Raw genomic sequence first — 24684 nt, forward strand, 5'->3', positions numbered from 1 at the left:
GGATCGGGATGCGGGGGAGGGACTGGGCGCCTCGATCGCCGGGTGCATCGGCCGCGGGAGGCCGGTGTGGTTACCCGGGTGGAGCAATCGGTTGTCCGGCCGGTCAGTGTGATACGTCACAAGATCGAGTCGGACCTCGTGCTCGGCGCGGTTCTTGAATTGACCTTTACCGCTGGTCTCGCCATCGCGGGCAGGGGTGGGCTCCGGGCACCGTCCGGTCGAGTTAGGTCCGCCTTAGTCCGCAACCCCTCGGGACAAGAGTGTGACTCACGTCCTACACTCCCCCCATGCTTTGTGAATCGCTTCACAACCGCGAGGAGTGGCTTGTGAACTATTTCACAAGCAGGCCGTGGTCCGGCCACGGGCCGTAAGGGCGCCCTGACCCTCGGCGGTGTGACCCAGCTCCCTTAGGGTGCGCAACCGAGAACTCGGACCACCACCCGAGAACAACCCGCAGCGGCGCGGAAAGGATGGCGAAGACCCCGTGCTGATGGTGCCCGTGCTGGCGCAGGCCGATCCCGGACCGGCGGCGCCCGGACTCAACGTGTATCTGCCGCTCGTTCTGCTCTTCGTGCTCGCGGCGGGGTTCGCCGTGTTCTCCGTGCTGCTGGGTCCGCTCGTCGGGCCGAAGCGGTACAACCGCGCGAAGACCGCTGCCTACGAGTGCGGTATCGAACCGTCGCCGCAGCCGCTGGTCGGCGGCGGCCGGATGCCGGTGGCCTACTACATCACGGCCATGCTCTTCATCCTGTTCGACATCGAGATGGTGTTCCTCTACCCGTTCGCGGTGAACGCCAACGCTCTCGGTGTCTTCGGCCTGGTGGAGATCGTGCTGTTCATCGTGACGGTCGGGTTCGCGTACGCCTACGTGTGGCGGCGCGGCGGCCTGGATTGGAACTGACCCATGGGCCTCGAAGAAAAACTCCCCAACGGCATCCTGCTGGCCAGCCTTGAGGGGCTGGTCAACTGGGCACGCAAGAACTCGCTGTGGCCCGCCACCTTCGGGCTCGCCTGCTGCGCGTTCGAGATGATGTCGGTCGGCGGTTCGCGCTACGACATCGCACGCTTCGGCATGGAGCGGTTCTCCGCGACGCCGCGGCAGGCCGACCTGATGATCGTGGCCGGCCGGGTGACCCAGAAGATGGCCCCGGTCCTGCGCCAGATCTACGACCAGATGGCCGAGCCCAAGTGGGTCCTCTCGATGGGCGTCTGCGCCTCGTCCGGCGGCATGTTCAACAACTACGCCGTGGTGCAGGGCGTCGACCACATCGTCCCGGTCGACATGTACCTGCCGGGCTGCCCGCCGCGGCCGGAAATGCTGCTCGACGCGATCCTCAAGCTGCACGCCAAGATCCAGGACGAGCCGATCAACGCCCGCCGCGCCGCGATCCGCGCGGCCAGCGGGGCCCGTACCGAGCTGATCCCGTCCTCGATCAAGTACGCGAAGAAGTGAGCACCGGTGCCTGAGAACCCCGAAGAGACTCCCGAGACCGGCGGCCCGCAGTCCAGCGCGGAGCGGCCCGAAGCAGGACTCGAAGCGCACGGCCCCGGCGCGGCCGAACCGGTCGTCGCCGGCCGCGAGCGCAAGGGCATGTTCGGTGTCCGCGGCAGCGGGGACACCTCCGGTTACGGCGGCCTGCGGCTGCCCGCCTACAGCCCGCCGCCCGCGGAGCGCCCGTACGGCGGCTGGTTCGACGAGTTCGCCGACGAGTTCATGGCCGCCTTGGCGGACAACAAGATCCCGGCGTCGGCGGTCCTCCAGACCACCGTGGACCGCGGCGAGATCACCTTCTACGTCAGCCGCGAGCACCTCGCCGCCATCGCCACAGTGCTGCGCAACGACCCAGGCCTGCGCTTCGAAATGCTGGTGGCGGTCACCGGCGTCGACTACGGCGTGGACGTCCCGCAGCGAATGCACACGGTCTATGACTTCCTGTCGATGACCTACCGCCGCCGGATCCGGCTCGAAGTCACCATGGACATGGACGACCTGCACGTCCCGTCGCTGGTCCCGGTCTACCCGACCGCGGACTGGCACGAGCGCGAGGCCTACGACATGTTCGGCATCATCTTCGACGGCCACCCCGGGCTGACCCGCATCTTCATGCCGGACGACTGGGACGGCCACCCCCAGCGCAAGGACTACCCGCTCGGCGGGATCCCGGTCGAATACAAGGGCGCGGAAATCCCGCCGCCGGACCAGCGAAGGTCCTACTCATGAGCCGTGATCTGCCACGTCGGGCGCGGAAATCCCGACCCTGTCGACACCAGCGGAGGTCGCACTCGTGACCATCAACGAAGAAACGACGGAAGCCGAGTACGCGGAAGTCCGGGACACCACCGAAGGCCCCGTCTACCACGTCTCCGGCGGGGACTGGGACGAAGTTCTCGGCGACGCCCAGCACGACGACCGCATGGTCATCAACATGGGCCCGCAGCACCCGTCCACGCACGGCGTGCTCCGGCTCGTGCTGGAGATGGAAGGCGAAACGGTCACGCAGCTGCGCGCGGTCGTCGGTTACCTGCACACCGGCATCGAGAAGAGCGCGGAGTTCCGCAACTGGACCCAGGGCGTCACCTTCGTGACCCGCGCGGACTACCTCGCCCCGCTGTCGAACGAGATGTGCTACTGCCTCGGCGTCGAGAAACTGCTGGGCATCAAGGCCCCGCCGCGTGCGGAACTGCTGCGCGTGCTTCTTCTCGAACTGAACCGGATCACCTCGCACCTGGTGTTCATCGCGACCGGCGGCATGGACCTCGGCGCCACCACCGCGATGACGCTGGGCTTCCGCGAGCGCGAAGAAGCCATGCACCTGCTGGAGTACCTGACCGGCCTGCGGATGAACCACGCGTTCATCCGGCCCGGCGGGCTCGCCCAGGACTTCCCCGGGGACTGGACGGAAAAGGTCCTCGACTTCTGCAAGCTCATGGACAAGCGGCTTCCGCTGTACGACAAGATGTTCACCGGTCAGCCGATCTGGCGGAACCGGCTTAAGGACGTCGGCGTGCTGCCGCTGGACGCGTGCCTCGAACTCGGCATCACCGGCCCGGTGCTGCGCGCCGCGGGCCTGCCGTGGGACCTGCGCAAGACCGAGCCCTACTCGCGCTACGACGAACTCGAGTTCGACGTGCCGACCTCGACCGACGCGGACAGCTGGGCGCGGTACCTGCTGCGGCTGGAGGAAATCCACCAGAGCCTGCGGATCATGAAGCAGGTCGCGAAGATGGCCGAGCCGGGCCCGGTCATGGTGGAGGACAAGAAGATCGCCTGGCCCGCGCAGCTGTCCATCGGCAGCGACGGCATGGGCAACTCGCTCGGCCACGTCAAGAAGATCATGGGCCAGTCGATGGAATCCCTGATCCACCACTTCAAGCTCGTCACCGAGGGCTTCCACGTGCCGCCGGGCCAGGTCTACGCGCCGGTCGAATCGCCGCGCGGCGAACTCGGCGCGCACCTGGTGTCCGACGGCGGCACCCGTCCGCTGCGGGTGCACCTGCGGGAGCCGAGTTTCGTGAACATGCAGGCGATGCCCGCGATGGCCGAAGGCGGCCTGGTCGCCGACCTGGTCGTCGTGATCGCCTCGATCGACCCGGTTCTGGGGGGAGTTGACCGATGACGAACCCGACCGCAGTCCCGGAGCCGGGGCCGCGCGACGCGACGAAGACGTACGCGGCCGCGGGAGCCGACACCGATGTCGCCGCGATCGCGCCCGACCCGTCGCTGGCCGAGGACCTTCTCGCCGACACACCGGCGGTGGACGTGTTCGACGCCGACACGCACCGCGAGGCGAAGGAAATCATCGCCCGGTACCCGATGTCGCGTTCGGCGCTGCTGCCGATGCTGCACCTGGTGCAGTCGGTGCAGGGCTACGTGAGCCAGGAAGGCATCGCCTTCTGCGCGCGGCATCTCGACCTGACCGACACCGAGGTCAGCGCGGTCGCGACGTTCTACACCATGTACAAGCGCCGTCCGTGCGGCGAGCATCTGGTGAGCGTCTGCACCAACACGCTGTGCGCGGCGCTGGGTGGCGACGACATCTACCAGAAGCTCCAGACGCATCTCGGTTCCGAGGAAAAGCCGCTGGGGCACGAGGAAACCGCGGGCACGCCGGGCGAGGCCGGCTCGGTCACCCTGGAGCACGCGGAATGTCTCGCGGCCTGCGACCTCGGTCCGGTCATCCAGGTGAACTACGAGTACTTCGACAACCAGACGCCGGAGCAGGCGGTCGCACTCGTGGACGCGTTGCAGGCAGGCAAGAAGCCCGCTCCGACGCGCGGTGCGGCGCTGACCGACTTCAAGGGCGCGGAGCGGCAGCTCGCCGGGTTCTGGCCTGAGGACGAGGCGGCTTACCGCAGTGCCGTGGACGGTCCGTCGCAAGCGGTCGAGACTTTGCGCGGCGCGCAGCTCGCCGCCGACCGCGGCTGGACCGCACCGGGCGCGCAGGACGTTCCGCTTCCAGAAGTGGAGAAGAAGTAATGGCCGATCCCATCACTCCGGTCCTCACGAAGCGCTGGCTGTCCCCGGAATCCTGGCGCATCGAAACCTACGAGGCGCTTGAGGGCTACACCGCCGCTCGCAAGGCGCTGGCCGCCACGCCCGAGCAGCTCGTACAGGTGGTCAAGGACTCCGGCCTGCGCGGCCGCGGCGGCGCCGGGTTCCCGGCGGGCGTGAAGTGGTCGTTCATGCCGCCGAACGAGGACAAGCCGCACTACCTGGTGATCAACGCCGACGAGGGCGAACCGGGTACCTGCAAGGACATTCCGCTGATGATGGCGGACCCGCATTCGCTGATCGAGGGTTGCATCATCGCCTCGTACGCGATGCGGTCGCACCACTGCTTCATCTACGTCCGGGGCGAGGCGCTGCACTGCATCCGCCGGCTCAACGCGGCCGCGCGCGAGGCGTACGCGAAGGGCTACCTCGGCAAGAACATCTTCGGCACCGGCTGGGACCTTGAGCTGACTGTGCACGCCGGGGCCGGCGCGTACATCTGCGGCGAGGAGACCGCGCTGCTGGACTCGCTCGAAGGCCGTCGCGGGCAGCCCCGGCTCAAGCCGCCGTTCCCCGCGGCCGCCGGCCTGTATGCCGCGCCGACGACGGTGAACAACGTCGAGACCATCGCGTCCGCGTCGTACATCATCAACGCCGGTTCGGCGTGGTTCCGCGAGATGGGCCGCGAGAAGTCGCCCGGCCCGAAGATCTACTCGATCTCCGGTCACGTCGAGAAGCCCGGCCAGTACGAATGCCCGCTCGGCACCACGCTGCGCGAGCTGCTGGAGCTGGCCGGCGGCATGAAGGACGGCATCCCGCTCAAGTTCTGGACGCCGGGCGGTTCGTCGACGCCGATGTTCACCGCCGAGCACCTCGACGTCCCGCTCGACTTCGAGGGCGCGGCCGAGGCCGGTTCGATGCTCGGCACCACCGCGGTGCAGGTCTTCAACGAGACCGTGTCCGTGCCGTGGGCGGTCATGAAGTGGACGCAGTTCTACGAGCACGAGTCCTGCGGCAAGTGCACGCCGTGCCGCGAGGGCACGTACTGGCTGGCGCAGATCCTGGAGCGGATGGTCTCCGGCCACGGCACCGAGGAGGACATCGACACCCTCCTCGACGTGTGCGACAACATCTTCGGCCGCTCGTTCTGCGCGCTCGGCGACGGCGCGGTGTCGCCGATCCAGAGCGGCATCAAGTACTTCCGGGACGAGTTCCTGGCTCTGTGTGAGAGCAACAAGCGCGAATTGGTGGGAGCGCAGGCATGACGATCGCCCCCGACAAGCCCGAAACCACGGAGACTCCGGTCCCCGAAGGGCACGTCAAGCTGACCATCGACGGCGAAGAGGTCATCGCGCCCAAGGGCGAGCTGCTGATCCGCACCGCCGAGCGGCTCGGCACGAGCATCCCGCGGTTCTGCGACCATCCGCTGCTCGACCCGGCAGGCGCCTGCCGCCAGTGCCTGGTCGAGGTCGAAATGGGCGGCCGTCCGATGCCGAAGCCGCAGGCCTCGTGCACGATGACCGTTGCCGACGGCATGGTGGTCAAGACGCAGCTCACCTCGCCGGTCGCGGACAAGGCGCAGCAGGGCGTGATGGAGCTGCTGCTGATCAACCATCCGCTGGACTGCCCGATCTGCGACAAGGGCGGCGAATGCCCGCTGCAGAACCAGGCGCTCGCGCACGGCCGCGCGGAATCGCGGTTCGTGGACACCAAGCGCACGTTCCCGAAGCCGCTGCCGATCTCGTCGCAGGTGCTGCTCGACCGGGAACGCTGCGTGCTGTGCCAGCGCTGCACCCGGTTCTCCGACCAGGTCGCCGGCGACCCGTTCATCGCGCTGCTCGAACGCGGCGCGCACCAGCAGATCGGCACCGCGGAAACCGCCGACGTGCTGGACCTCGCCTCGCGCACCACCGGTGGCGAACCGTTCCAGAGCTACTTCTCCGGCAACGTGATCCAGATCTGCCCGGTCGGCGCGCTCACCAGCGCGGCGTACCGGTTCCGGTCGCGGCCGTTCGACCTCGTGTCTTCGCCGAGCGTGTGCGAGCACTGCTCGTCCGGTTGCGCCGAGCGCACCGACTTCCGGCGCGGCAAGGTCCAGCGCAAGCTGGCCGGCGACGACCCGGAGGTGAACGAGGAGTGGCTGTGCGACAAGGGCCGGTTCGCGTTCCGCTACGTGCAGGCCGGTGACCGGATCCGCCGGCCGCTCGTCCGCAACGAGAACGGCGAACTGGAAGAAGCGTCCTGGACCGACGCGCTCCGGACTGCCTCGGCCGGGCTGCTGAAGGCCCGCGAGGGCAAGGGCGCCGCGGTGCTCACCGGCGGCCGGTTGACTGTCGAGGACGCCTACGCGTACTCGAAGTTCGCCCGGATCGCCCTGCGCACCAACGACATCGACTTCCGCACCCGCGCGCACTCGGACGAGGAACTGGCGTTCCTCGGTTCGACGGTCGTGGGCAGCACGCCGGAAACCGGTGTGACGTTCGGCGAGATCGAGCGGGCCAAAACGGTGCTGTGCGTGGCGTTCGAGCCCGAGGACGAAGCGCCGATCGTGTTCCTGCGGCTGCGCAAGGCGGCCCGCAAGAACCGCACTCGCGTCGTCCACTTGGGACAGTGGACGACCTCCTCGGTGCGCAAGACCTTCGGCGAACTGCTGGCCTGCGTTCCCGGCGGCGAAGCGGCCGCGGTGGACGGCATCGCGCAGCACGCGGCCGACGTCGACGCGGCACTCAGCGGCGAGGGCGCGGTGATCCTGGTCGGCGAGCGGGCCGCGGAAGTCCCCGGCCTGTTCTCCGCGCTGCTGCGGCTGACCGCTCGCACCGGAGCCCGGCTGGCATGGATCCCGCGCCGCGCGGGCGACCGGGGTGCGCTCGAAACCGGTTGTGTGCCCACGCTTCTTCCCGGCGGCCGCTCGACCGCCGACGAGGCGGCCCGCGCCGAGGTCGGCAAGCAGTGGGGCGCCGAGCTTCCGGCCGAACCGGGCCGCGACGTCACCGGCATCCTCCAGGCCGCTTCCGGCGGACAGCTGGACGCGCTGGTGGTCGGCGGCGTGGACCCGAACGACCTGCCCGACCCGGACCTGGCCCGCCGCGCGCTGGACAACGCCGGGTTCGTGGTCAGCCTGGAACTGCGCGCCAGCGAGGTCACCGAACGGGCCGACGTGGTCCTGCCGATCGCCCCGGCGGTCGAGAAGTCCGGCAGCTACCTCAACTGGGAGGGCCGCCGCCGCGACTTCGCCGCGACGTTGGAGGGCACCGGCTCCCTTTCCGACGGCCGGGTGCTCGACACCCTGGCCGTCGAAATGGACGCCGACCTGTTCACCCAGACCCCGGCCGCCGCCGCGGGCGACTTCGCGAAGCTCGCGCCGGTCGCCCCCACGGCCGCCGCGCCGTCGGTGGCCGCCGCCGCGGCCCCGGTCCCGAACGGCAAGGCAGTGCTCGCCACCTGGCGGCAGCTGATCGACAACGGCTCGCTGCAGGACGACGAACCGCACCTCAAGGGCACCCAGCGGCCGCCGGTCGCGCGGCTTTCGGCGAAGACCGCCGAAGGACTCGGCGGGACGGTCCGGGTGTCGAACGAGCGCGGGTCGATCACCCTGCCGGTCGAGGTCGCCGACCTGCCGGACGGCGTCGTGTGGCTGCCCGGCAACTCCGACGGCTCGGCCGTCCGCGCCGCACTCGCCGCCGGACACGGCGCGCTCGTGCAGATCTCCGGAGGTGACCAGTGAGCCCGCAGCTCACGCAGTTCCTCGCCGAATATCCGGACGCCGCCGAACGGGCCCGGCTGATCGCCGAGGACCCCTGGTGGCTCGTCCTGATCAAGGCGGTCGTGGTCCTGCTGATCGGGCCGGTCCTGACGATCTTCCTGATCGTGTGGGAGCGCAAGGCGATCGGCCGGATGCAGAACCGGCCCGGCCCCAACCGGGTCGGCCCCGGCGGCTACCTGCAGTCGCTCGCCGACGCGATCAAGCTCCCGTTCAAGGAGCAGATCATCCCGGACACCGCCGACCGCAAGGTGTACTTCCTCGCGCCGGTGCTGTCCGCGGTCCCCGCGCTGATCGCGCTGTCGGCCATCCCGTTCGGTCCGGTCGTGTCGATCTTCGGGCACCGCACAGTGCTGCAGCTGATGGACCTCCCGGTCGGCGTACTGGTGATCCTCGCCTGCTCGTCGGTCGGTGTGTACGGCATCGTGCTGGCGGGCTGGGCTTCCGGTTCGCCGTACCCGCTCTTCGGCGGCATGCGCTCGGCGGCACAGGTGATCTCCTACGAGATCGCGATGGGCCTGTCGATCGTCGCGGTGATCCTGTACTCCGGTTCGCTGCAGACGTCGGAGATCGTGCAGGCGCAGGCGCACGGCTGGTACTTCTACATGCTCATCCCGAGCTTCGTGATCTATGTGATCTCGATGGTCGGCGAGACGAACCGCGCGCCGTTCGACCTCCCGGAGGCCGAATCCGAGCTGGTCGGCGGGTTCCACACCGAGTACAGCTCGATGAAGTTCGCGATGTTCTTCCTCGCCGAGTACGTCAACATGGTGATCGTATCCGCGTTCTGCACCACGCTGTTCCTCGGCGGCTGGCGGTTCCCGTTCGTCGGCGACGATTCCGCGCTGAACCAGAACTGGTGGCCGATCCTCTGGTTCTTCGCCAAGACGTTCATCCTGCTGTTCGGCTTCATCTGGCTGCGCGGCACGCTGCCGCGGCTGCGCTATGACCAGTTCATGCGGCTGGGCTGGAAGGTCCTGGTCCCGGTCAACCTGGTGTGGATCGTGGTCGTGGTCGCGATCAAGACGGTCCAGTGGAGCTGGCCGCAGATCCTCATCGGCGTCGGCGTCGTGCTGGTGGTGCTCGTGCTGCTGAGCCTCGCGCTGCCGGACAAGAAGCTGCCCGAATCGGACTACGTGGACCTGGCCGGAAGCGGCTCTCCGCTGCCGCCGCTCGACCTGCGGGTCCCGGACGCGACGCCGCGGCAGAAGGCGCTGGCCAAGGCGGAGGCGAAGGCCGCGCGGCGCAAGCCGGCCGGCGTCACCGCGGCGGCCGCACAGGAAGGAACGGAAGATGGCGGCAACTGACTTCCTCAATCCCATCAAGGGATTCGGCGTCACCTTCGGGATGATGTTCAAGAAGGTCGCGACCGAGGAGTACCCCGAGGCGGGCGCTCCGGCCGCACCGCGCTACCACGGCCGCCACCAGCTCAACCGGCATCCGGACGGGCTGGAGAAGTGCGTCGGCTGCGAGCTGTGCGCGTGGGCGTGCCCGGCGGACGCGATCTTCGTCGAGGGCGGCGACAACACCGAAGAGGCGCGGTACTCGCCCGGCGAGCGCTACGGCGCGGACTACCAGATCAACTACCTGCGCTGCATCGGCTGCGGCCTGTGCATCGAGGCGTGCCCGACCCGGTCGCTCACCATGACCAACTTCTACGAGATGGCCGACGACGACCGGCAGCGGCTCATCTACACCAAGGAAGACCTGCTCGCCCCGCTGCTGCCGGGCATGGAGCAGCCGCCGCACCCGATGCGGCTCGGCGACAACGAGCAGGACTACTACGTGAACGGTCCTGAGCTGGCCGCGAACGCGCAGCAGCAGGAGGCGAAGAAGTGATCGCCGCCCTTCTCGCGCAGGCCCCGGCGTCCGGCGTCGAAGCGTCCGTGACGACCGGCGAGGCCATCGCGTTCTGGATCCTCGGCCCGCTCTCGCTGCTGGGCGCGCTCGGGATGATCTTCTCCCGCAACGCCGTGCACTCGGCGCTGTGGCTGGTGCTCACGATGCTGACGCTCGGCGCGCTGTACATGACGCAGTCCGCGCCGTTCCTCGGGTTCACCCAGATCATCGTCTACACCGGCGCGATCATGATGCTGTTCCTGTTCGTGCTGATGCTGGTCGGCCGGGACAGCTCGGACTCGGTGGTCGAGGTGCTGCGCGGGCAGCGGCTCGCCGCGGGGGTGCTCGGCATCGGGCTCGCCGCGCTGATCGCCGCGGGCGTGTTCCGCGCGATGGTGAACGTGACCCCGGCCCAGCCGCTCGACCCGTACCAGCAGACCGGCGGCGGCCCCGGCGGTCTCGGCAGGCTGATCTTCACCCAGTACCTGTTCCCGTTCGAGCTGACCTCGGCGCTGCTGATCACCGCCGCGCTCGGCGCGATGGTGCTGGCCTTCACCGGCCGCAGCGGCAAGACCAAGCTCTCCCAGCGCGAACTGGTCAAGCTGCGCTTCCGCGGCGAGCACGACCGCCCGTCGCCGCTGCCCGGCCCCGGCGTGTTCGCCACCGCCAGCTCGGTGTCGACCCCGGCGCTGCTGCCGGACGGTTCGGTCGCGCCGGAGTCGCTGTCGGAGATCATCGAATCCACCTCGGCGATCCGGCTCATGCGCGAGCGCAAGCTCATCTCCGGCGAGGGCCCCAAGCCCGACGCGCACGCACTGGTCGGCGGCACGGAAAAGGCCGAGCCCGCCGAGGAAGAAGAAGGGGAAGGAAAGTGACCCCGAGCTACTACCTGCTGCTGTCCGCGCTGCTGTTCTGCATCGGCGCGGTGGGCGTGCTGGTCCGCCGCAACGCGATCGTCGTGTTCATGTGCATCGAGCTGATGCTGAACGCGGTGAACCTGACCCTGGTCACCTTCGCCCGCATCAACGGCGGGCTGCACGGGCAGGTGATGGCGTTCTTCGTGATGGTGGTCGCGGCCGCCGAAGTCGTGGTGGGGCTGGCGATCATCATGGCCATCTTCCGGACTCGCCGCTCGGCTTCGGTCGACGACACGAACCTGCTGAAGTACTAGGGAGACGACCGAGTGACCGCATCATCGTGGCTGCTGGTGGCCCTTCCCGCCCTCGGCGCCCTGGTTCTGCTGCTATCCGGAAAACGCGCGAAAGCGTGGGGGCACCTGCTCGGCAGTGCCACCGTCACGCTCGCCTTCGTGTACGCCGTGATCCTGTTCTTCTCCACCGACAGCCACTCGGTCACCGACACCAAGGTCTACTCCTGGATCCCCGTGACCCAGCTGCAAGTGGACTTCGGGCTGCGCATCGACGCGCTGTCGCTGACGTTCGTGCTGCTGATCACCGGCGTCGGCATGCTGATCCACTTCTATTCGATCGGCTACATGGAAGACGACGAGGGCCGGTACCGCTTCTTCGCGTACCTGAACCTGTTCGTCGCTTCGATGCTGATCCTGGTGCTGGGCAACAGCTTCGTGACGCTGTACCTCGGCTGGGAGGGCGTGGGTCTCGCCTCGTACCTGCTGATCGGCTGGTATCAGAACCGCCCGTCCGCGGCGACCGCGGCGAAGAAGGCGTTCCTGATGAACCGCGTCGGCGACGTCGGGCTCGCACTGGCGATCTTCCTGATGTTCAAGTACGTCGGGTCGACCGGCTACGCGCAGGTCTTCGAGGGCGTCGCGCAGGGCAAGATCCCGCCGGGCGCGATCACCGCCATCGCGATCCTGCTGCTGCTGGGCGCCTGCGGTAAGTCCGGTCAGTTCCCGCTGCAGGCGTGGCTTCCGGACGCGATGGAAGGCCCGACCCCGGTGTCGGCGCTCATCCACGCGGCGACGATGGTCACCGCGGGCGTGTACCTGGTGGCCCGCTCCAACGTCATCTTCACCGCGACGCCGGACGGACGGCTGGTCGTCACGCTCGTCGGCGCGGTCACGCTGCTGCTCGGGTGCATCGTCGGCTGTGCCTACGACGACATCAAGAAGGTGCTCGCGTACTCGACGGTCAGCCAGATCGGCTACATGATGCTGGCGGTCGGCCTCGGGCCGGGCATCTACGCGCTCGGCATCATGCACCTGGTGGCGCACGGCTTCTTCAAGGCCGGGCTGTTCCTCGGGGCCGGTTCGGTCATGCACGGCATGAACGACGAGGTCGACATGCGCAAGTTCGGCGGGCTGGCCAAGAAGATGCCGATCACCTTCGTCACCTTCGGCCTCGGCTACCTGGCGATCATCGGCTTCCCGTTCCTCACCGGGTACTACACCAAGGACGCGATCATCGAGGCGGCGTTCGGCCAGGAAGGCTGGCGCGGCTGGGCTTTCGGCCTCGCGACGGTGCTCGGCGCCGGGCTCACCGCGTTCTACATGACGCGGTTGATGATGATGACCTTCTTCGGCAAGGCGCGCTGGAAGGACATCAAGAGCACCGACGGGCGCGACTTCCACCCGCACGAGTCCAAGCCGATCATGTGGATCCCGATGGCGATCCTGGCGGTCGGCTCGGTCGGTGCCGGTGCGTTCTTCGCGCTGGGCAACCGGTTCGTGAACTGGCTGGCCCCGGTGGTCGGCGAGCACGCGGAGGCCGAGCACACCCCGATTCCGTCGTGGACGGTCCCGGCGGCGACGCTGGTGCTGGCCGCGCTCGGCGTGCTGCTGGCGGTCTGGCTGTTCCGGCCTTCGCGCGACGTTCCGGTCGAACGCCCAGAGCGGGTGGCCTGGCCGGTCCGCGCGGCGCGCAAGGACCTGTACGGCAACGCGCTCAACGAAACCCTGGTCGCCCGTCCGGGCACCTGGCTGGCGCGGGCGCTGGTGTACGTGGACAACCGCGGCGTCGACGGCGCGGTGAACGGCCTGGCCGCAGCACTCGGCGGCGGGTCCGGGCGGTTGCGCCGGATGCAGACCGGATTCGTGCGGTCCTACGCACTGTCCATGCTCGGCGGCACGTTCCTGCTTCTCGCGGCCCTTCTGCTGGTGAGGTTCTCCTGACATGACTTGGCTTCTGGCGCTCATCCTGCTGCCGCTGGCCGGCTCGCTGGTGCTGGCGTTCCTCAAGGGGAACGACCGGGCCGCGGTCGCCACCGCGCTCGCCGTGTCCATTGTGGAGTTCCTGCTGATCATCCCGTTCTGGGCGAGCTACTCGCCCTCGGGCGAGCGCATCCAGCAGGCCACCACGATGGACTGGATCCCGAACTTCGGCATCCACCTCTCGTTCGGCACCGACGGCATCTCGCTCATCATGATCGCGGTGATCGCACTCCTGGTGCCGATCGTCGTCGGCGCGCTCGGGCTCACCGACAAACTGCCCGCGGGCCGCAGCGCGGGCGGGTTCCTGTCGCTGATCCTGCTGCAGGAGGCGATCACGATCGGCGTCTTCGCGGCGACCGACGTGTTCCTCTTCTACGTGCTGTTCGAGATCATGCTGATCCCGATGTACTTCCTGATCGGCGGCTACGGCGGGCGAAGGCGGCAGTACGCGGCGGTGAAGTTCTTCCTGTACTCGTTCCTCGGCGGCCTGATCATGCTGGCCTCGGCGATCGGGGCGTACTCGCTGGCCTCGGACAAGCTCGGCGGCAAGGGCACGTTCGACTGGGCCACGCTGGTGACGGTGGTGCGCGACGCGCCGACCGGCACGCAGATCTGGCTGTTCCTCGGCTTCTTCCTCGCGTTCGCGATCAAGGCTCCGCTGGTCCCGTTCCACACCTGGCTGCCGGACGCCGCGGGCCAGGCTCCGATCGGGGTCGCGGTGCTGCTGGTCGGCGTGCTGGACAAGGTCGGCACCTTCGGCTTCCTGCGGTACTGCCTGCCGATGTTCCCGGAGGGCAGCAAGGCGCTTGCTCCGCTGGTGCTGATCCTGTCGGTGATCGGCGTGCTGTACGGCTCGATCCTCGCTGCGGGGCAGCGGGACATGAAGCGGTTCATCGCCTACGTGTCGATCGCCCACTTCGGGTTCATCGCGCTGGGCATCTTCACCTTCAACGAGCAGGCGATGGTCGGCTCGGTGTCGTACATGCTGAACCACAGCCTCTCGACCGGGATGCTGATCGTGGTGATCGGCCTGATCGTGATGCGCGGCGGGTCGAGCCGGATCTCGGACTACGGCGGCATGGCGAAGGTGACCCCGCTGCTCGGCGGAATGCTGTTGCTGGCCGGGCTTTCCGCACTGTCGCTGCCGGGAACCAACTCGTTCGTCAGCGAGTTCCTCGTGCTGCTGGGGTCCTTTGTGGACCAGCCGGTGTACACGATCATCGCGACCGTGGGCATGGTGCTCGCCGCGGCTTACGTGCTGTGGCTGTACCAGCGGATCATGCAAGGCCCGGTTCGCGGTGATGCCCTGGTGGGCCTTCGTGAACCAGTGGCGCTTCGCGCCTCCGTTGAGGGCGGTGGAGGGGGACCGGGCACCGCGATCGCGCCGGAACTCGGCGCTCGCAAGGCCATTACGGACCTGGGCAAACGCGAGATCGCGATCCTCGCGCCCATGGTCATCCTGATCATCGGACTGGGTTTCTATCCCAAGCCGATGCTCGACACGATCACCCCGTCGGTGCAGGCGACGCTGTCTGCCGTGCAGGGAGGCAAGTAAACCGTGCTCGACATGTTCCTGGCGCAAGCGCCGGCAGCACCGCTGGAAGTGCCTTCGGTCGACTACGCGGCCGTGCTGCCGATGTTGATCGTCTTCGGCGTCGCGTGCATCGGCGTGCTGGTGGAAGCGTTCGCGCCGAAGGCGACGCGGTGGGGGATCCAGGTCACGATCTCCCTCGTCGCGATCCTCGCCGCAGGGGTTTCGCTGATCCTGTACGCGACTGGTTCTTCTTCGTCGAAGGCCGGTACGACGACCTTCTCCGGCTCGATTTCGGTGGACCGGCCGTCGCTGTTCCTGTGGGGCACATTGCTGTTGCTCGGCCTCGGCGCGGTGTTCTTGATCGCGGACCGGAAGGTCGAGGCGGGCGGCGCGTTCGTGGCCCAGGCGGCGATCCGGCCGGGCACGGTCCAGGACCGCGCGCAGGCCGGTGCGGCTACGACGTCGCAGACCGAGGTGTTTCCGCTGACGCTGTTCGCGCTCGGCGGGATGATGACGTTCTGCGCGGCGAATGATCTTTTGACGATGTTCATCGCGTTGGAAGTGCTTTCGCTGCCGTTGTATCTGATGTGCGGGCTGGCTCGGCGGCGTCGGCTGATTTCGCAGGAAGCCGCGGTGAAGTACTTCCTGTTGGGGGCGTTCTCTTCGGCGTTCTTCCTCTACGGGCTGGCGTTGCTGTACGGGTACGCGGACTCGGTGAAGCTGGCTGACATCGCGCATGCCGCTGCCGGATCGGACCGGTCGGACACGTTGCTGTTCGCTGGTCTCGGCTTGCTCGTGGTGGGTCTGCTGTTCAAGGGGTCGGTGGGGCCGTTCCACACTTGGACGCCGGACGTCTACCAGGGCGCGCCTACTCCGGTTACCGGGTTTATGGCTGCCTGCACGAAGGTCGCCGCGTTCGGGGCGATTCTGCGGGTGCTCAGCGTCGGGTTTTCCTCGACCAGCTGGGAATGGCGCGGGGTTATGTGGGCCGTGGCCATTATTTCGATGGCGCTCGGAGCGATTCTCGGGCTGACGCAGACGGATGTTAAGCGGATGATTGCTTACTCGTCTGTGGCGCACGCCGGGTTCTTGCTCGTGGGTGCGATTGCGATGACCGAGGATGGGTTGTCCAGCACGCTGTTCTATCTGCTGGCTTATGGGTTCACTACGCTGGCTGCATTTGGCGTGGTTTCCCTGGTTCGCGACTCCAGCGGGGAGGCTACGCATCTGTCCGCTTGGGCTGGCCTGGCTAAGCGGTCGCCGTTGCTGGCCGGGGTGTTTACATTCCTCTTGCTTGCGTTGGCGGGGATTCCGTTGACCAGCGGGTTTGTCGGGAAGTTCGTGGTGTTCTCGGCGGCGTTGTCGGATGGGATGGCGCCGTTGGTGGTTGTCGCGCTGGTGTTCAGTGCGGTGGCTGCGTTCTTCTATCTGCGGGTCATCGTGTTGATGTATTTCTCGGAGCCTGCTGCTGATGGTCCTACCGTGACTGTGCCGGGCGGGTTTACCACTGCGGCTATTACGTTGGGTGTTGTGGTGACTTTGGTGCTCGGGGTTCTGCCTGCCTTTGCGTTGGATTGGGCTGGGGCTGGAGGGTTCGCTTCCTGATCGGGGCGGCGGCTCGTCGCCTGGCGGCGACATTGCGCCTCGGTGGGTGCGTGGGGCACCCCGAAGTTGAGTGTGACGACGGACGGCGGGTGCTTGTCAAGGCGGGAAAGATGCCTTGACAAGCACCCGCCGTCCGCGTTTTTGGCTTCGTATCGGGGTACGGGGGAGTGTGGCTGACTGGGTGGGATGGGTGCATTGGCTGCGGTCGGGGTTAGCGCCCCTGTGAGGTCTGTTGTGTGCGGCGATGCGTAGCACCGGCCGGGCCGCGGGCTGTGGGCGGACTGCGGCCATCGGCCAGGAACGACTTCGCGCGTACCTCGCCAATTGCGCCCGCAGGGGTTTCGCCACCTGCCGACGGCCCGCGGGGGAGATGGAAGGGCCCTTGAGGGAATCTAAGGCTGTGAAGGGGCCCTTCCCGGACGGTGGCGGGTCGTGAGGGGAACCCTCACGTACTTCAGGGCGTTGGGGCGCAGGCGGTGTGGCCGACAGTGACCGAACCCGAAGCGCCCGACGCGGGGGCGAAGTCGATGCGCAGCATCGTCAGGGTCATGCTGCCGTCGCCGGGGAGCGTTTGGCTGTTGAAGACCGCATTCGCCAGCAGCGTTCCGTCCGATTTCGTCAGCGGCTTGGTGTAGTTCGCGGGGATCGGTGAAGGCAGGCCGCTGATTCCGCTGAGGCCGCTCAGGGTCCAGTTGGCGTTGGTGCCGCTCTGGGTCGCCTTGCAGGTCACCGTGTACGACGAGATGCGGATGCGTTTGCCGCCGGAGCTAACCAGGGCTGACAGCTCGAAGTTGTTGCCGGTGGCAGTCGACGTCGTGGTGGTGACGTCGTTCGCCGGGTCGGTGACCTCTGTCGTGCAGGACGACGTGCCGCCGCCGAAGCGGACGCCGGGTTGGGATGCCGCGGTCGCGGAGGCGCTCGTCGGGCCTTCTACCGCGCACGGAGCTTGCGTCGGGATGGAGATCGTGGCTCCGGCCTTCGTGAAGTTCGCGTTGCCGATGTCGGCGACTCCGGCCGGGGTGTCCGCGGCGGCGGTCCCGGCAGCGGCGAGCAAACCGGCGGTGGCCAGGGCTGCGCCGGCCAGTGCGGTGCGCTTGATGATCATGGTCGTCTCCTCGCTGCTGATGCTGCCTCCCCAGGACTATCCGCAGGTCCGAATCGCCTGTTGCGTCCTCGGGCGGCGATCACCCGTCCGGGATCGCGGATCAACCCGTTCGTGGGCTGGCGGGCATGGGGGCGGCAGTGTCGCGTTCGTCACCGTTTCCGCAGGACAGCGGGTAAAGGCAGGTTGCGGGGCAACCACTACCCTGAAGGGGGTAACCGACTGGCGACGAGCGCCACGAGAGAGCGGAGCCGACGTGTCTGTGTCTTCACCACCTCCGGGGCCGGCCCGGGATGGCGCTGTCGAGGACCTGCGCGCGACCGTCGGGCTGCAGATCCAGGACGAGCCCTTGCTGCGCGCCATCGCGGGCGGGCTGGNGCGGGCTGGCGGAGGTCGAGACGATGCTGCGGGACGTCGTGAAGAGTGACGTGCCCGCTGTGCACGACGCGGCGTTGCACCTGGTCGAAGCGGGGGGCAAACGTTTTCGTCCGCTGTTCACGCTGCTGTCGGCGCAGTTCGGGCCGAAGCAGGGCGAGCAGGTGCTGATCGCGGCCGCCGCGGTCGAGCTGGTGCACTTGGCGACGCTGTACCACGACGACGTCATGGACGAGGCGACCATGCGGCGCGGCGCGGAGAGCGTCAACTCGCGCTGGGACAACACCGTCGCGATCCTCACCGGCGACTACCTCTTCGCGCACGCTTCCCGGCTCGTCGCCGACCTCGGCACGGACGCCGCGCGGATCATCGCCGAGACGTTCGGCGAGCTGGTCAGCGGGCAAATGCGGGAGACCGTCGGTCCTGGCCCCGGCGACGATCCGGTCGAGCACTACCTCACCGTCATCGCGCAGAAGACCGGTTCGCTGATCGCGACGTCCGGGCGCTTCGGCGGCATGATGTCCGATGCGGCGGAGGAGCACATCCAGGCGCTGCGCCGCTTTGGCGACATCATCGGCGCGGCCTTCCAGATCTCCGACGACATCATCGACATCGCGTCGCCCTCGGTCGAACTGGGCAAGGCCCAGGGCACTGACCTGCGGGAAGGCGTTCGCACGCTGCCGATGCTGTACGCGCTGGCCGATCCGGGCACTGACCCGCGGCTCGTCGAGCTGCTCGCCGGGCCGATCACCGACGACGACCTGGTCGCCGAGGCGCTCGACCTGCTGCGCCGTTCCAGCGGCCTCGAACGCGCGCGCGAAACTCTTTCCGACTACGCTTCCCGAGCACGTGCCGAGCTCGCCTCGCTGCCCGCTTCCCCTGCGCGCGACGCTTGCGAGTCGGTCGCCGACTACCTGGTCGCGCGAACGTTCTAAAAGGGGCGAGAAATGTCCATTTTCGGGCAGGTGTGGCTCTGGAGCCTGCTGGCCTTCATCGTCGGTGCGGTCATCGCTTGGCTGGTGCTGGCACGTCCGGCGCGCAAGCGGGTACGCGAACTGGAAACGGAACTGGCGAGCGCGCACGCCGACACGGCACGCGCCGCGGCCAGTACGCCCGCGCGCACCGCGGTGCTGCCGCCCGCGGAGGACTGGACCAGAGACCGCCGCGAGCACGCTCCGACGGAAGTCATCCAGGCGACGAGCGCTTTCGAGCCAGAAGCCGAGTACGACGCCGAGTACCGCACGGCTCCGGAACCGGCGGCTGCCTCCGCAGTGGACACCACGGAATCTCCTGAGGACGACGTCGATGAGGCGTTCGCGCAGGCCGAGGCTCGCGAACACCAAGCGGCGAACGGGCTTTTCGACAGTGCACCGGCTGAGAGCGTTCCGGAGGACTCTGGTTCTGCCTACCGCGCCGCGGCCACCGAGTACCTGCAGCCGGTCGACACCGGTTCGCACCGCATCGCGGAACCGGCCGAGGACCACGACAGCGGCTACCACCGCGTCGCGGAACCGGCGGACGAGCAGGACAGCGGCTATCACCGGATTCCCGAACCGGCGGACGAGCACGACAGCGGCTATCACCGGATTCCGGAACCGGTGGACGAGCAGGACAGCGGCTATCACCGGATTCCCGAACCGGCCGACGTTCCCGCCGCGGACCACGCCGAGCCGGAGAGTCTCGCCGAACAGGAGCCGAGCCGGCAGCTCGCCGAACCGGCCGACGGTCCGTCCTCTTTGGAGCGACGACTCGACCCGGCTCCGGTGGACAGCACCGCTTCGGAGTCCGAGCCGGTCTCGCTGTTCCGTCCGGGCCCGGGTCGTGCGACCGAACCCGAACCGGACTGGTTCAACCAGCCGGACACGGCGCAGCGGTCGCCGTTCGAGGAACCCGCCGAACCGGCCGTCGGCCACCTCGAAGAGGATTCGTCGACCGACCACCTGATCCCGGGCGTCGAGTCCGCCGCTGAGTCCACAGAGGACACCGCGGAAGGCGGCCAGGGCTTGCCGAAGCGACAGCGCCGTGAATCCCCGCGTGGCGGTTTCGACCCGCCGCGGCCGATCCAGCCGTCGATGCGTCCGGTGGAGCGCCGCGAACCGGACCTCGCCGGTGGGCACAGCGGTTCGCTGTTCGAGCCGTCCGTGCAGCCGAACCAGGCCGCGATGGCCGCTCCGGAGCCACCGCCTGCGCGGCAGACCGCGGATGACGTGGTGCCGCCGGGACCGTTCGGCCCGGGTTCGGCGATGCCGCGGCCGGGCGGCGGTCGTCCGGCGGAGGGTTTCACGGTGAAGGCGAGCGTGACGGCGTTGCGGTATTGCGGGGAGGATTCGCCGCAGTTCCCGAAGATGGTGGCTGAGGTCTGGTTCCGCAGTGCCGCCGATGCCGAGCGAGTCGGGTTCCGTCCGCTGCACTGAGTCCACTTGAGACCGAGGCCGCTGCCCCGCTGGGACGGCGGCCTTTGTCGTAGCTGGAATCAGCTGGCCGTCCCAAGGTCCTTGACCGAGATGCCGGTGAGCCGTTCGGCCTCGGCCCACAGCCGGGCCGCCACTGCTTTGTCCCGGCCTGGGCGCGGCAGCTTTGGCGGGGCTGGTCAATCCCCAGCGAGGCCCGTAGCAGCCGCCGCCGTGATGCGCGCCGACTTCACCGGCGTAGTGCGCCGCACCGCCAAGGTGACTGTTCGCGGGCTGCTGGCAGCAGTGTCCACATAAGACAGCGGCCGCCACCCCCGGTTCGGGAAATGGCGGCCGCTGTCTTATGTGGACTAAGCGACAGTCCAGGTGTCCTTGCCTCGCAACAATCCTTGCAGGTCCGGCTTTCGTGCCTCGCGCGCCTGCTCGACCTGGGCCCGCGCGGCGTCGTCGTAGGTGGGGCGTTCGACCTGGCGCAGGATGCCCGTCGGGACGTGGCTCAGGTTCTGGTCGCCGAGGCGGGAAAGCGCGAAGGCGTAGGACGTGTCCGCGATCGACGGATCGTGCACCACGAGGTTTTCCTCGCCGATCTCGGCGACCTTGCCGACGTCCAGGCCGCCCCAGTCGCCGCGGCGGACGCCGAACTCGCCCTCCGGGCCGAAGCGGATCGGCTCGCCCGCGCGGAGCGGGATTAACCGGGAGGCGGCTTCGTCCTTGTCCTTCAACACATCGAACGCGCCGTCGTTGAAGATCGGGCAGTTCTGGTAGATCTCCACCAGCGCCGAACCGCGGTGTTTCGCCGCCGCTTCAAGGACTTCGGTGAGGCCCTTGCGGTCGGAGTCCATCGCGCGGCCCACGAACGACGCCTCCGCGCCAATCGCCAGCGACAGCGGGTTGAACGGCGTGTCCAGCGAACCCATCGGCGTCGACTTGGTGACCATGCCCTGGCCGGACGTCGGCGAGTACTGGCCCTTGGTCAGCCCGTAGACCCGGTTGTTGAACAGCAGGATCTTGATGTTCACGTTGCGCCGCAACGCATGGATCAGGTGGTTGCCGCCGATGGACAGCGCGTCGCCGTCTCCGGTGACGACCCACACCGACAGGTCCGGGCGCGTGGTGGCGAGACCGGTGGCGATCGACGGCGCGCGGCCGTGGATCGAGTGCATGCCGTAGGTGTTGAGGTAGTACGGGAACCGCGACGAGCAGCCGATGCCCGAGATGAAGACGATGTTCTCGCGCTTGAGCCCGAGTGTCGGCAGGAACGACTGCACGGCGTTGAGCACCACGTAGTCGCCGCAGCCGGGACACCAGCGCACTTCCTGGTCGGACTTGTAGTCCTTGGCCTTCTGCGGTTCGTCGGTGGTCGGCACCAGGTCGATGCCGCCCAACTGCGGCAGCCCGAGATCGATGGCGGTCACTTGACGCCCTCCGGAACGAGGTTGGCGATGATGTCGGCGAACACGTTCTGCAGTTCCTCGGCCTTGAACGGCAGGCCGGCGACCTTCGTGTAGGAGTGCACGTCCACCAGGAACTTCGCCCGCAGCAGCAGCGCGAGCTGGCCCAGGTTCATCTCCGGGACCACGACCCGGTCGTAGCGGGCGAGCACCTCGCCGAGGTTGTGCGGCAACGGGTTGAGATGCCGCAGATGCGCCTGCGCGATCGGCATTCCGAGCTTGCGCACCCGGCGGCAGGCCGCGCCGATCGGGCCGTAGGACGAACCCCAGCCCAGCGCCAGCACGCGTGCCTCGCCGGACGGGTCGTCGACCTCCAGGTCCGGCACGTCGATGCCGTCGATCTTCGCCTGGCGCAGCCGCACCATCTTGTCGTGGTTGTCCGGGTCGTAGGAGATGTGCCCGGTGCCGTCGGCCTTCTCCAGCCCGCCGATGCGGTGCTGCAGCCCGGGAGTGCCGGGGATGGCCCACGCCCGCGCGAGCGTCTCCGGGTCGCGCACATACGGCCAGAACTCGCCGGATCCGTTGTCGGAGTTGGGTTCCGACGCGAATTCCACGCGCAGATCCGGCAAGTCCGCGACATTCGGGACCAGCCACGGTTCGGAACCGTTGGCGATCGCGCCGTCGGACAGCAGCAGCACCGGCGTGCGGTACCTCAGCGCGATCCGGGTGGCCTCGATCGCCGCGTCGAAACAGTCGGCGGGCGAGAGCGGCGCGATGATCGGCACCGGCGATTCGCCGTTGCGGCCGAACATCGCCTGCAGCAGGTCGGCCTGCTCGGTCTTGGTCGGAAGGCCGGTGGACGGCCCGCCGCGCTGCACGTCGATGATCACCAGCGGCAGTTCGGTCATCACGCCGAGGCCGATGGTCTCCGACTTGAGCGCGACGCCCGGCCCGGACGTGGACGTGATGCCCAGCGCCCCGCCGTAGGAGGCGCCGAGCGCGGCCCCGATGCCGGCGATCTCGTCCTCGGCCTGGAAGGTGATGATGCCGTAGTTCTTGTGCTTGGACAGCTCGTGCAGCACGTCCGAGGCCGGGGTGATCGGGTACGTGCCGAGCAGGATCTGCAGGCCGGACTGCTGTCCGGCGGCCACGATCCCGTACGCCAGCGCGGTGTTCCCGGTGATCTGCCGGTAGGTGCCCTTGTCCAGCTTGGCGGGCGCGACCTCGAAGGTGGTCGCGAACGATTCCGTGGTCTCGCCGTAGTTCCAGCCCGCCCGGAAGGCAAGGATGTTCGCCTCGGCGATGTCCGGCTTCTTCGCGAACTTCTCGCGCAGGAACCGCTCGGTGCCCTCGGTCGGCCGGTGGTACATCCACGACAGCAGGCCGAGCGCGAACATGTTCTTGCAGCGTTCGGCGTCCTTCTTGCCGAGGCCGGTGTCGGCGAGCGCGCCCTGGGTCAGGGTCGACATGGCGACCCGGTGCACCTGGAACGGCGTCAGCGAATCGTCGTCGAGCGGGTCGGTCTCGTAGCCGACCTTCACCAGGTTCCGCTTGGAGAACTCGTCGGTGTTGAGAATGATCGTCCCGCCGTGCGGGACGTCGCGCACGTTCGCCTTGAGCGCGGCGGGGTTCATCGCGACCAGCACGTCCGGCCGGTCGCCCGGCGTGAGGATGTCGTAGTCGGCGAAATGCACCTGGAAGGACGAGACGCCGGGGATGGTGCCCTGTGGCGCCCGGATCTCGGCCGGGAAGTTGGGCATGGTCGACAGGTCGTTCCCGAACGCCGCGGCCTCCGAGGTGAACCGGTCACCGGTCAGCTGCATCCCGTCGCCCGAGTCGCCGGCAAACCGGATGACCACCCGGTCCAGCTTGTTCACCTCGGTGGAGCGGGACGCGGTCAGCGCGCCTTGCCCGTTCCCGGCCGCGCTGCCGTTCGCACTGGTGCTCATGGGTCAGGGAATCCCTCTCTCCCGGCGTGCTGCGGGCCAGGGTCGGCTCCCCGGGGAGCCCGCCGAGGCCTGCTTCCGAGGTTACTCGCCACACCTCTGGCCGCGGTCGGAGAGCGGTCAAGTGTGGGGTGCGCAGACCGAATGCCCGCCGGGGTCCCCTCGATGGTAGGGGGAATCGGCCCGTCGTCCGGAGTGACGCACGTCTCTTGCCGCTCGCGGGGCACTGACCAGCAGTTTGCTCCAGGTTGAGGGTTCCCGGAATGTGGGAATTTGTGCGCGGCCGTGCTCAGCGGCCGCTGATGCGCGCTTTCATCGCCGCCAATCGCTCAGCGAATGCCGGTGCGGCCAGCGATTCCAGCTGCGGAGCAAGCTCGGCGTCGACCGCGGCGGCGTGCTCGGTCAGGCCGCTCGTCTGCCGCATAGTCCGCTTGGTGGACAGCACTACTTCGCGCGGAGCGGCGACCGCCGGGGCGGCGAGGTCGCGGGCGGCCTGGACCAATGCGTCGTGGTCGCCGTCCACAAAGCGCAGCGCGAACCCTGCCTTTACCGCGGATTCCGCGGTAAGGGTTTCGCCGAACAACGCCATCGCGGACGCCTGCTGCGGACCGAGGATGCGTTGCGACATCCAGGTCATGCCGCCGCCGGGGTGCAAACCGAGTTCGAGGAACCGCGGGATGAATTTGGCGTGTGGTCCCACGAGACGGACATCGGCGGCCAGCGCGAGGTTCAGACCAGCGCCGACAGCGGCACCGCCGACCGCTGCGATCGTCGGCAGGGTGCATCCCGCGACAGCGAGGAAGCCCGCGTACACCGAACGCAGTCCCTCGGCGTCGGCCTTGCCGAGCGCGGTGAGATCCGCGCCCGCGCAGAACGCCGGCGGGGCACCAGTAACGATCACGGCGTGCACGCTCTCGTCGGCTTCGGCGCGCGCGACCGCGGCGGCCAGCTCGGCGGAGAGATCGAGGGTGAGTGCGTTGCGGCTTTTCGGGGCGTCGACGGTGAGCAGCGCGACGCCCTGGTCGTGCTCGCTGTGGATGCGGTCGGTCATGGGGTCAGCATCGCAGGGTCGTGCGTGGCGATCACGGTTAGAACCGCG

At 68.3% G+C, this 24684-nt stretch carries 19 protein-coding genes and 1 pseudogene; 16 read left to right on the forward strand and 4 right to left on the reverse strand.

The window, feature by feature from the left end; all coding sequences use genetic code 11:
- The first annotated feature begins 490 nt into the window (after nt 1-490).
- From A4R44_RS34530 to nuoN, 14 genes are all read left to right on the forward strand, one after another.
- Nucleotides 491-901, forward strand: coding sequence for an NADH-quinone oxidoreductase subunit A (locus A4R44_RS34530; protein ID WP_037818926.1), 411 nt, complete (start codon nt 491-493; stop codon nt 899-901).
- 3 nt (nt 902-904) lie between these two features.
- Complete coding sequence (locus A4R44_RS34535; protein WP_009072052.1) at nt 905-1453, forward strand: NADH-quinone oxidoreductase subunit B family protein; 549 nt, start codon at nt 905-907, stop codon at nt 1451-1453.
- A 6-nt stretch (nt 1454-1459) separates the two neighbouring features.
- On the forward strand, nt 1460-2221 hold the full coding sequence (locus A4R44_RS34540) for an NADH-quinone oxidoreductase subunit C (protein WP_067590172.1): 762 nt from the start codon (nt 1460-1462) through the stop codon (nt 2219-2221).
- 64 nt (nt 2222-2285) lie between these two features.
- Nucleotides 2286-3617, forward strand: coding sequence for an NADH-quinone oxidoreductase subunit D (locus tag A4R44_RS34545; RefSeq protein ID WP_095213804.1), 1332 nt, complete (start codon nt 2286-2288; stop codon nt 3615-3617).
- The gene (nuoE, locus tag A4R44_RS34550) at nt 3614-4477 is read left to right on the forward strand and encodes an NADH-quinone oxidoreductase subunit NuoE (RefSeq protein WP_067590178.1); all 864 of its coding nucleotides are present in this window, start codon (nt 3614-3616) and stop codon (nt 4475-4477) included. Before A4R44_RS34545 ends, nuoE begins: the two co-directional genes overlap by 4 nt.
- On the forward strand, nt 4477-5757 hold the full coding sequence (gene nuoF / locus A4R44_RS34555) for an NADH-quinone oxidoreductase subunit NuoF (protein ID WP_067590181.1): 1281 nt from the start codon (nt 4477-4479) through the stop codon (nt 5755-5757). The genes nuoE and nuoF overlap by 1 nt, the downstream gene beginning before the upstream one ends.
- On the forward strand, nt 5754-8216 hold the full coding sequence (locus A4R44_RS34560) for an NADH-quinone oxidoreductase subunit G (protein ID WP_067590184.1): 2463 nt from the start codon (nt 5754-5756) through the stop codon (nt 8214-8216). Before nuoF ends, A4R44_RS34560 begins: the two co-directional genes overlap by 4 nt.
- A complete protein-coding gene (gene nuoH / locus A4R44_RS34565) occupies nt 8213-9559 on the forward strand; it encodes an NADH-quinone oxidoreductase subunit NuoH (RefSeq protein ID WP_067590187.1) in 1347 nt (448 codons plus the stop codon). Before A4R44_RS34560 ends, nuoH begins: the two co-directional genes overlap by 4 nt.
- Complete coding sequence (nuoI, locus tag A4R44_RS34570) at nt 9546-10091, forward strand: NADH-quinone oxidoreductase subunit NuoI (RefSeq protein WP_067590189.1); 546 nt, start codon at nt 9546-9548, stop codon at nt 10089-10091. Before nuoH ends, nuoI begins: the two co-directional genes overlap by 14 nt.
- A complete protein-coding gene (locus A4R44_RS34575) occupies nt 10088-10966 on the forward strand; it encodes an NADH-quinone oxidoreductase subunit J (RefSeq protein WP_067590192.1) in 879 nt (292 codons plus the stop codon). Before nuoI ends, A4R44_RS34575 begins: the two co-directional genes overlap by 4 nt.
- Nucleotides 10963-11262 carry an NADH-quinone oxidoreductase subunit NuoK gene (nuoK, locus tag A4R44_RS34580; RefSeq protein WP_033291119.1) on the forward strand — a complete coding sequence of 100 codons (300 nt, stop codon included), beginning with the start codon at nt 10963-10965 and terminating at the stop codon, nt 11260-11262. Before A4R44_RS34575 ends, nuoK begins: the two co-directional genes overlap by 4 nt.
- A gap of 12 nt (nt 11263-11274) precedes the next feature.
- Nucleotides 11275-13182, forward strand: a complete 1908-nt coding sequence (nuoL, locus tag A4R44_RS34585) for an NADH-quinone oxidoreductase subunit L (protein ID WP_067590195.1) — start codon at nt 11275-11277, stop codon at nt 13180-13182.
- Between the two features lies 1 nt (nt 13183).
- Nucleotides 13184-14776, forward strand: coding sequence for a NuoM family protein (locus tag A4R44_RS34590; protein WP_067590198.1), 1593 nt, complete (start codon nt 13184-13186; stop codon nt 14774-14776).
- A 12-nt stretch (nt 14777-14788) separates the two neighbouring features.
- Entirely contained in the window at nt 14789-16360 is a 1572-nt protein-coding gene (gene nuoN / locus A4R44_RS34595) for an NADH-quinone oxidoreductase subunit NuoN (RefSeq protein WP_202507003.1), read from the forward strand.
- A 454-nt stretch (nt 16361-16814) separates the two neighbouring features.
- Here the strand turns inward: nuoN and A4R44_RS34600 are convergent, their stop codons facing one another.
- Complete coding sequence (locus A4R44_RS34600) at nt 16815-17465, reverse strand: hypothetical protein (RefSeq protein ID WP_067590204.1); 651 nt, start codon at nt 17463-17465, stop codon at nt 16815-16817.
- A gap of 259 nt (nt 17466-17724) precedes the next feature.
- Between A4R44_RS34600 and A4R44_RS34605 the strand changes: the two are divergent.
- Both A4R44_RS34605 and A4R44_RS34610 read left to right on the forward strand, forming a co-directional pair.
- Nucleotides 17725-18772: pseudogene (locus A4R44_RS34605) on the forward strand (polyprenyl synthetase family protein).
- Nucleotides 18773-18784: 12 nt separating this feature from the next.
- Nucleotides 18785-20251, forward strand: coding sequence for a hypothetical protein (locus A4R44_RS34610; RefSeq protein WP_067590207.1), 1467 nt, complete (start codon nt 18785-18787; stop codon nt 20249-20251).
- Between the two features lie 347 nt (nt 20252-20598).
- Here A4R44_RS34610 and A4R44_RS34615 read toward each other — a convergent pair whose 3' ends face one another.
- From A4R44_RS34615 to A4R44_RS34625, 3 genes are all read right to left on the reverse strand, one after another.
- On the reverse strand, nt 20599-21663 hold the full coding sequence (locus A4R44_RS34615) for a 2-oxoacid:ferredoxin oxidoreductase subunit beta (protein WP_067590209.1): 1065 nt from the start codon (nt 21661-21663) through the stop codon (nt 20599-20601).
- Nucleotides 21660-23588 carry a 2-oxoacid:acceptor oxidoreductase subunit alpha gene (locus tag A4R44_RS34620; RefSeq protein ID WP_067590212.1) on the reverse strand — a complete coding sequence of 643 codons (1929 nt, stop codon included), beginning with the start codon at nt 23586-23588 and terminating at the stop codon, nt 21660-21662. Before A4R44_RS34620 ends, A4R44_RS34615 begins: the two co-directional genes overlap by 4 nt.
- A gap of 286 nt (nt 23589-23874) precedes the next feature.
- On the reverse strand, nt 23875-24636 hold the full coding sequence (locus A4R44_RS34625) for an enoyl-CoA hydratase (protein ID WP_067590215.1): 762 nt from the start codon (nt 24634-24636) through the stop codon (nt 23875-23877).
- Between the last annotated feature and the right edge of the window lie 48 nt (nt 24637-24684).

Source organism: Amycolatopsis sp. M39, from assembly GCF_001651785.1.
Taxonomy (GTDB): Bacteria; Actinomycetota; Actinomycetes; order Mycobacteriales; family Pseudonocardiaceae; genus Amycolatopsis; species Amycolatopsis rubida.

Coding starts and splice junctions, on each gene's coding strand:
- A4R44_RS34530 (WP_037818926.1), top strand. CDS start 491: ATGGTGCCCGTGCTGGCGCAGGCCGATCCCGGACCGGCGGCGCCCGGA.
- A4R44_RS34535 (WP_009072052.1), top strand. CDS start 905: ATGGGCCTCGAAGAAAAACTCCCCAACGGCATCCTGCTGGCCAGCCTT.
- nuoE (WP_067590178.1), top strand. CDS start 3,614: ATGACGAACCCGACCGCAGTCCCGGAGCCGGGGCCGCGCGACGCGACG.
- nuoF (WP_067590181.1), top strand. CDS start 4,477: ATGGCCGATCCCATCACTCCGGTCCTCACGAAGCGCTGGCTGTCCCCG.
- A4R44_RS34560 (WP_067590184.1), top strand. CDS start 5,754: ATGACGATCGCCCCCGACAAGCCCGAAACCACGGAGACTCCGGTCCCC.
- nuoI (WP_067590189.1), top strand. CDS start 9,546: ATGGCGGCAACTGACTTCCTCAATCCCATCAAGGGATTCGGCGTCACC.
- A4R44_RS34590 (WP_067590198.1), top strand. CDS start 13,184: ATGACTTGGCTTCTGGCGCTCATCCTGCTGCCGCTGGCCGGCTCGCTG.
- nuoN (WP_202507003.1), top strand. CDS start 14,789: ATGTTCCTGGCGCAAGCGCCGGCAGCACCGCTGGAAGTGCCTTCGGTC.
- A4R44_RS34600 (WP_067590204.1), bottom strand. CDS start 17,465: ATGATCATCAAGCGCACCGCACTGGCCGGCGCAGCCCTGGCCACCGCC.
- A4R44_RS34610 (WP_067590207.1), top strand. CDS start 18,785: ATGTCCATTTTCGGGCAGGTGTGGCTCTGGAGCCTGCTGGCCTTCATC.
- A4R44_RS34620 (WP_067590212.1), bottom strand. CDS start 23,588: ATGAGCACCAGTGCGAACGGCAGCGCGGCCGGGAACGGGCAAGGCGCG.
- A4R44_RS34625 (WP_067590215.1), bottom strand. CDS start 24,636: ATGACCGACCGCATCCACAGCGAGCACGACCAGGGCGTCGCGCTGCTC.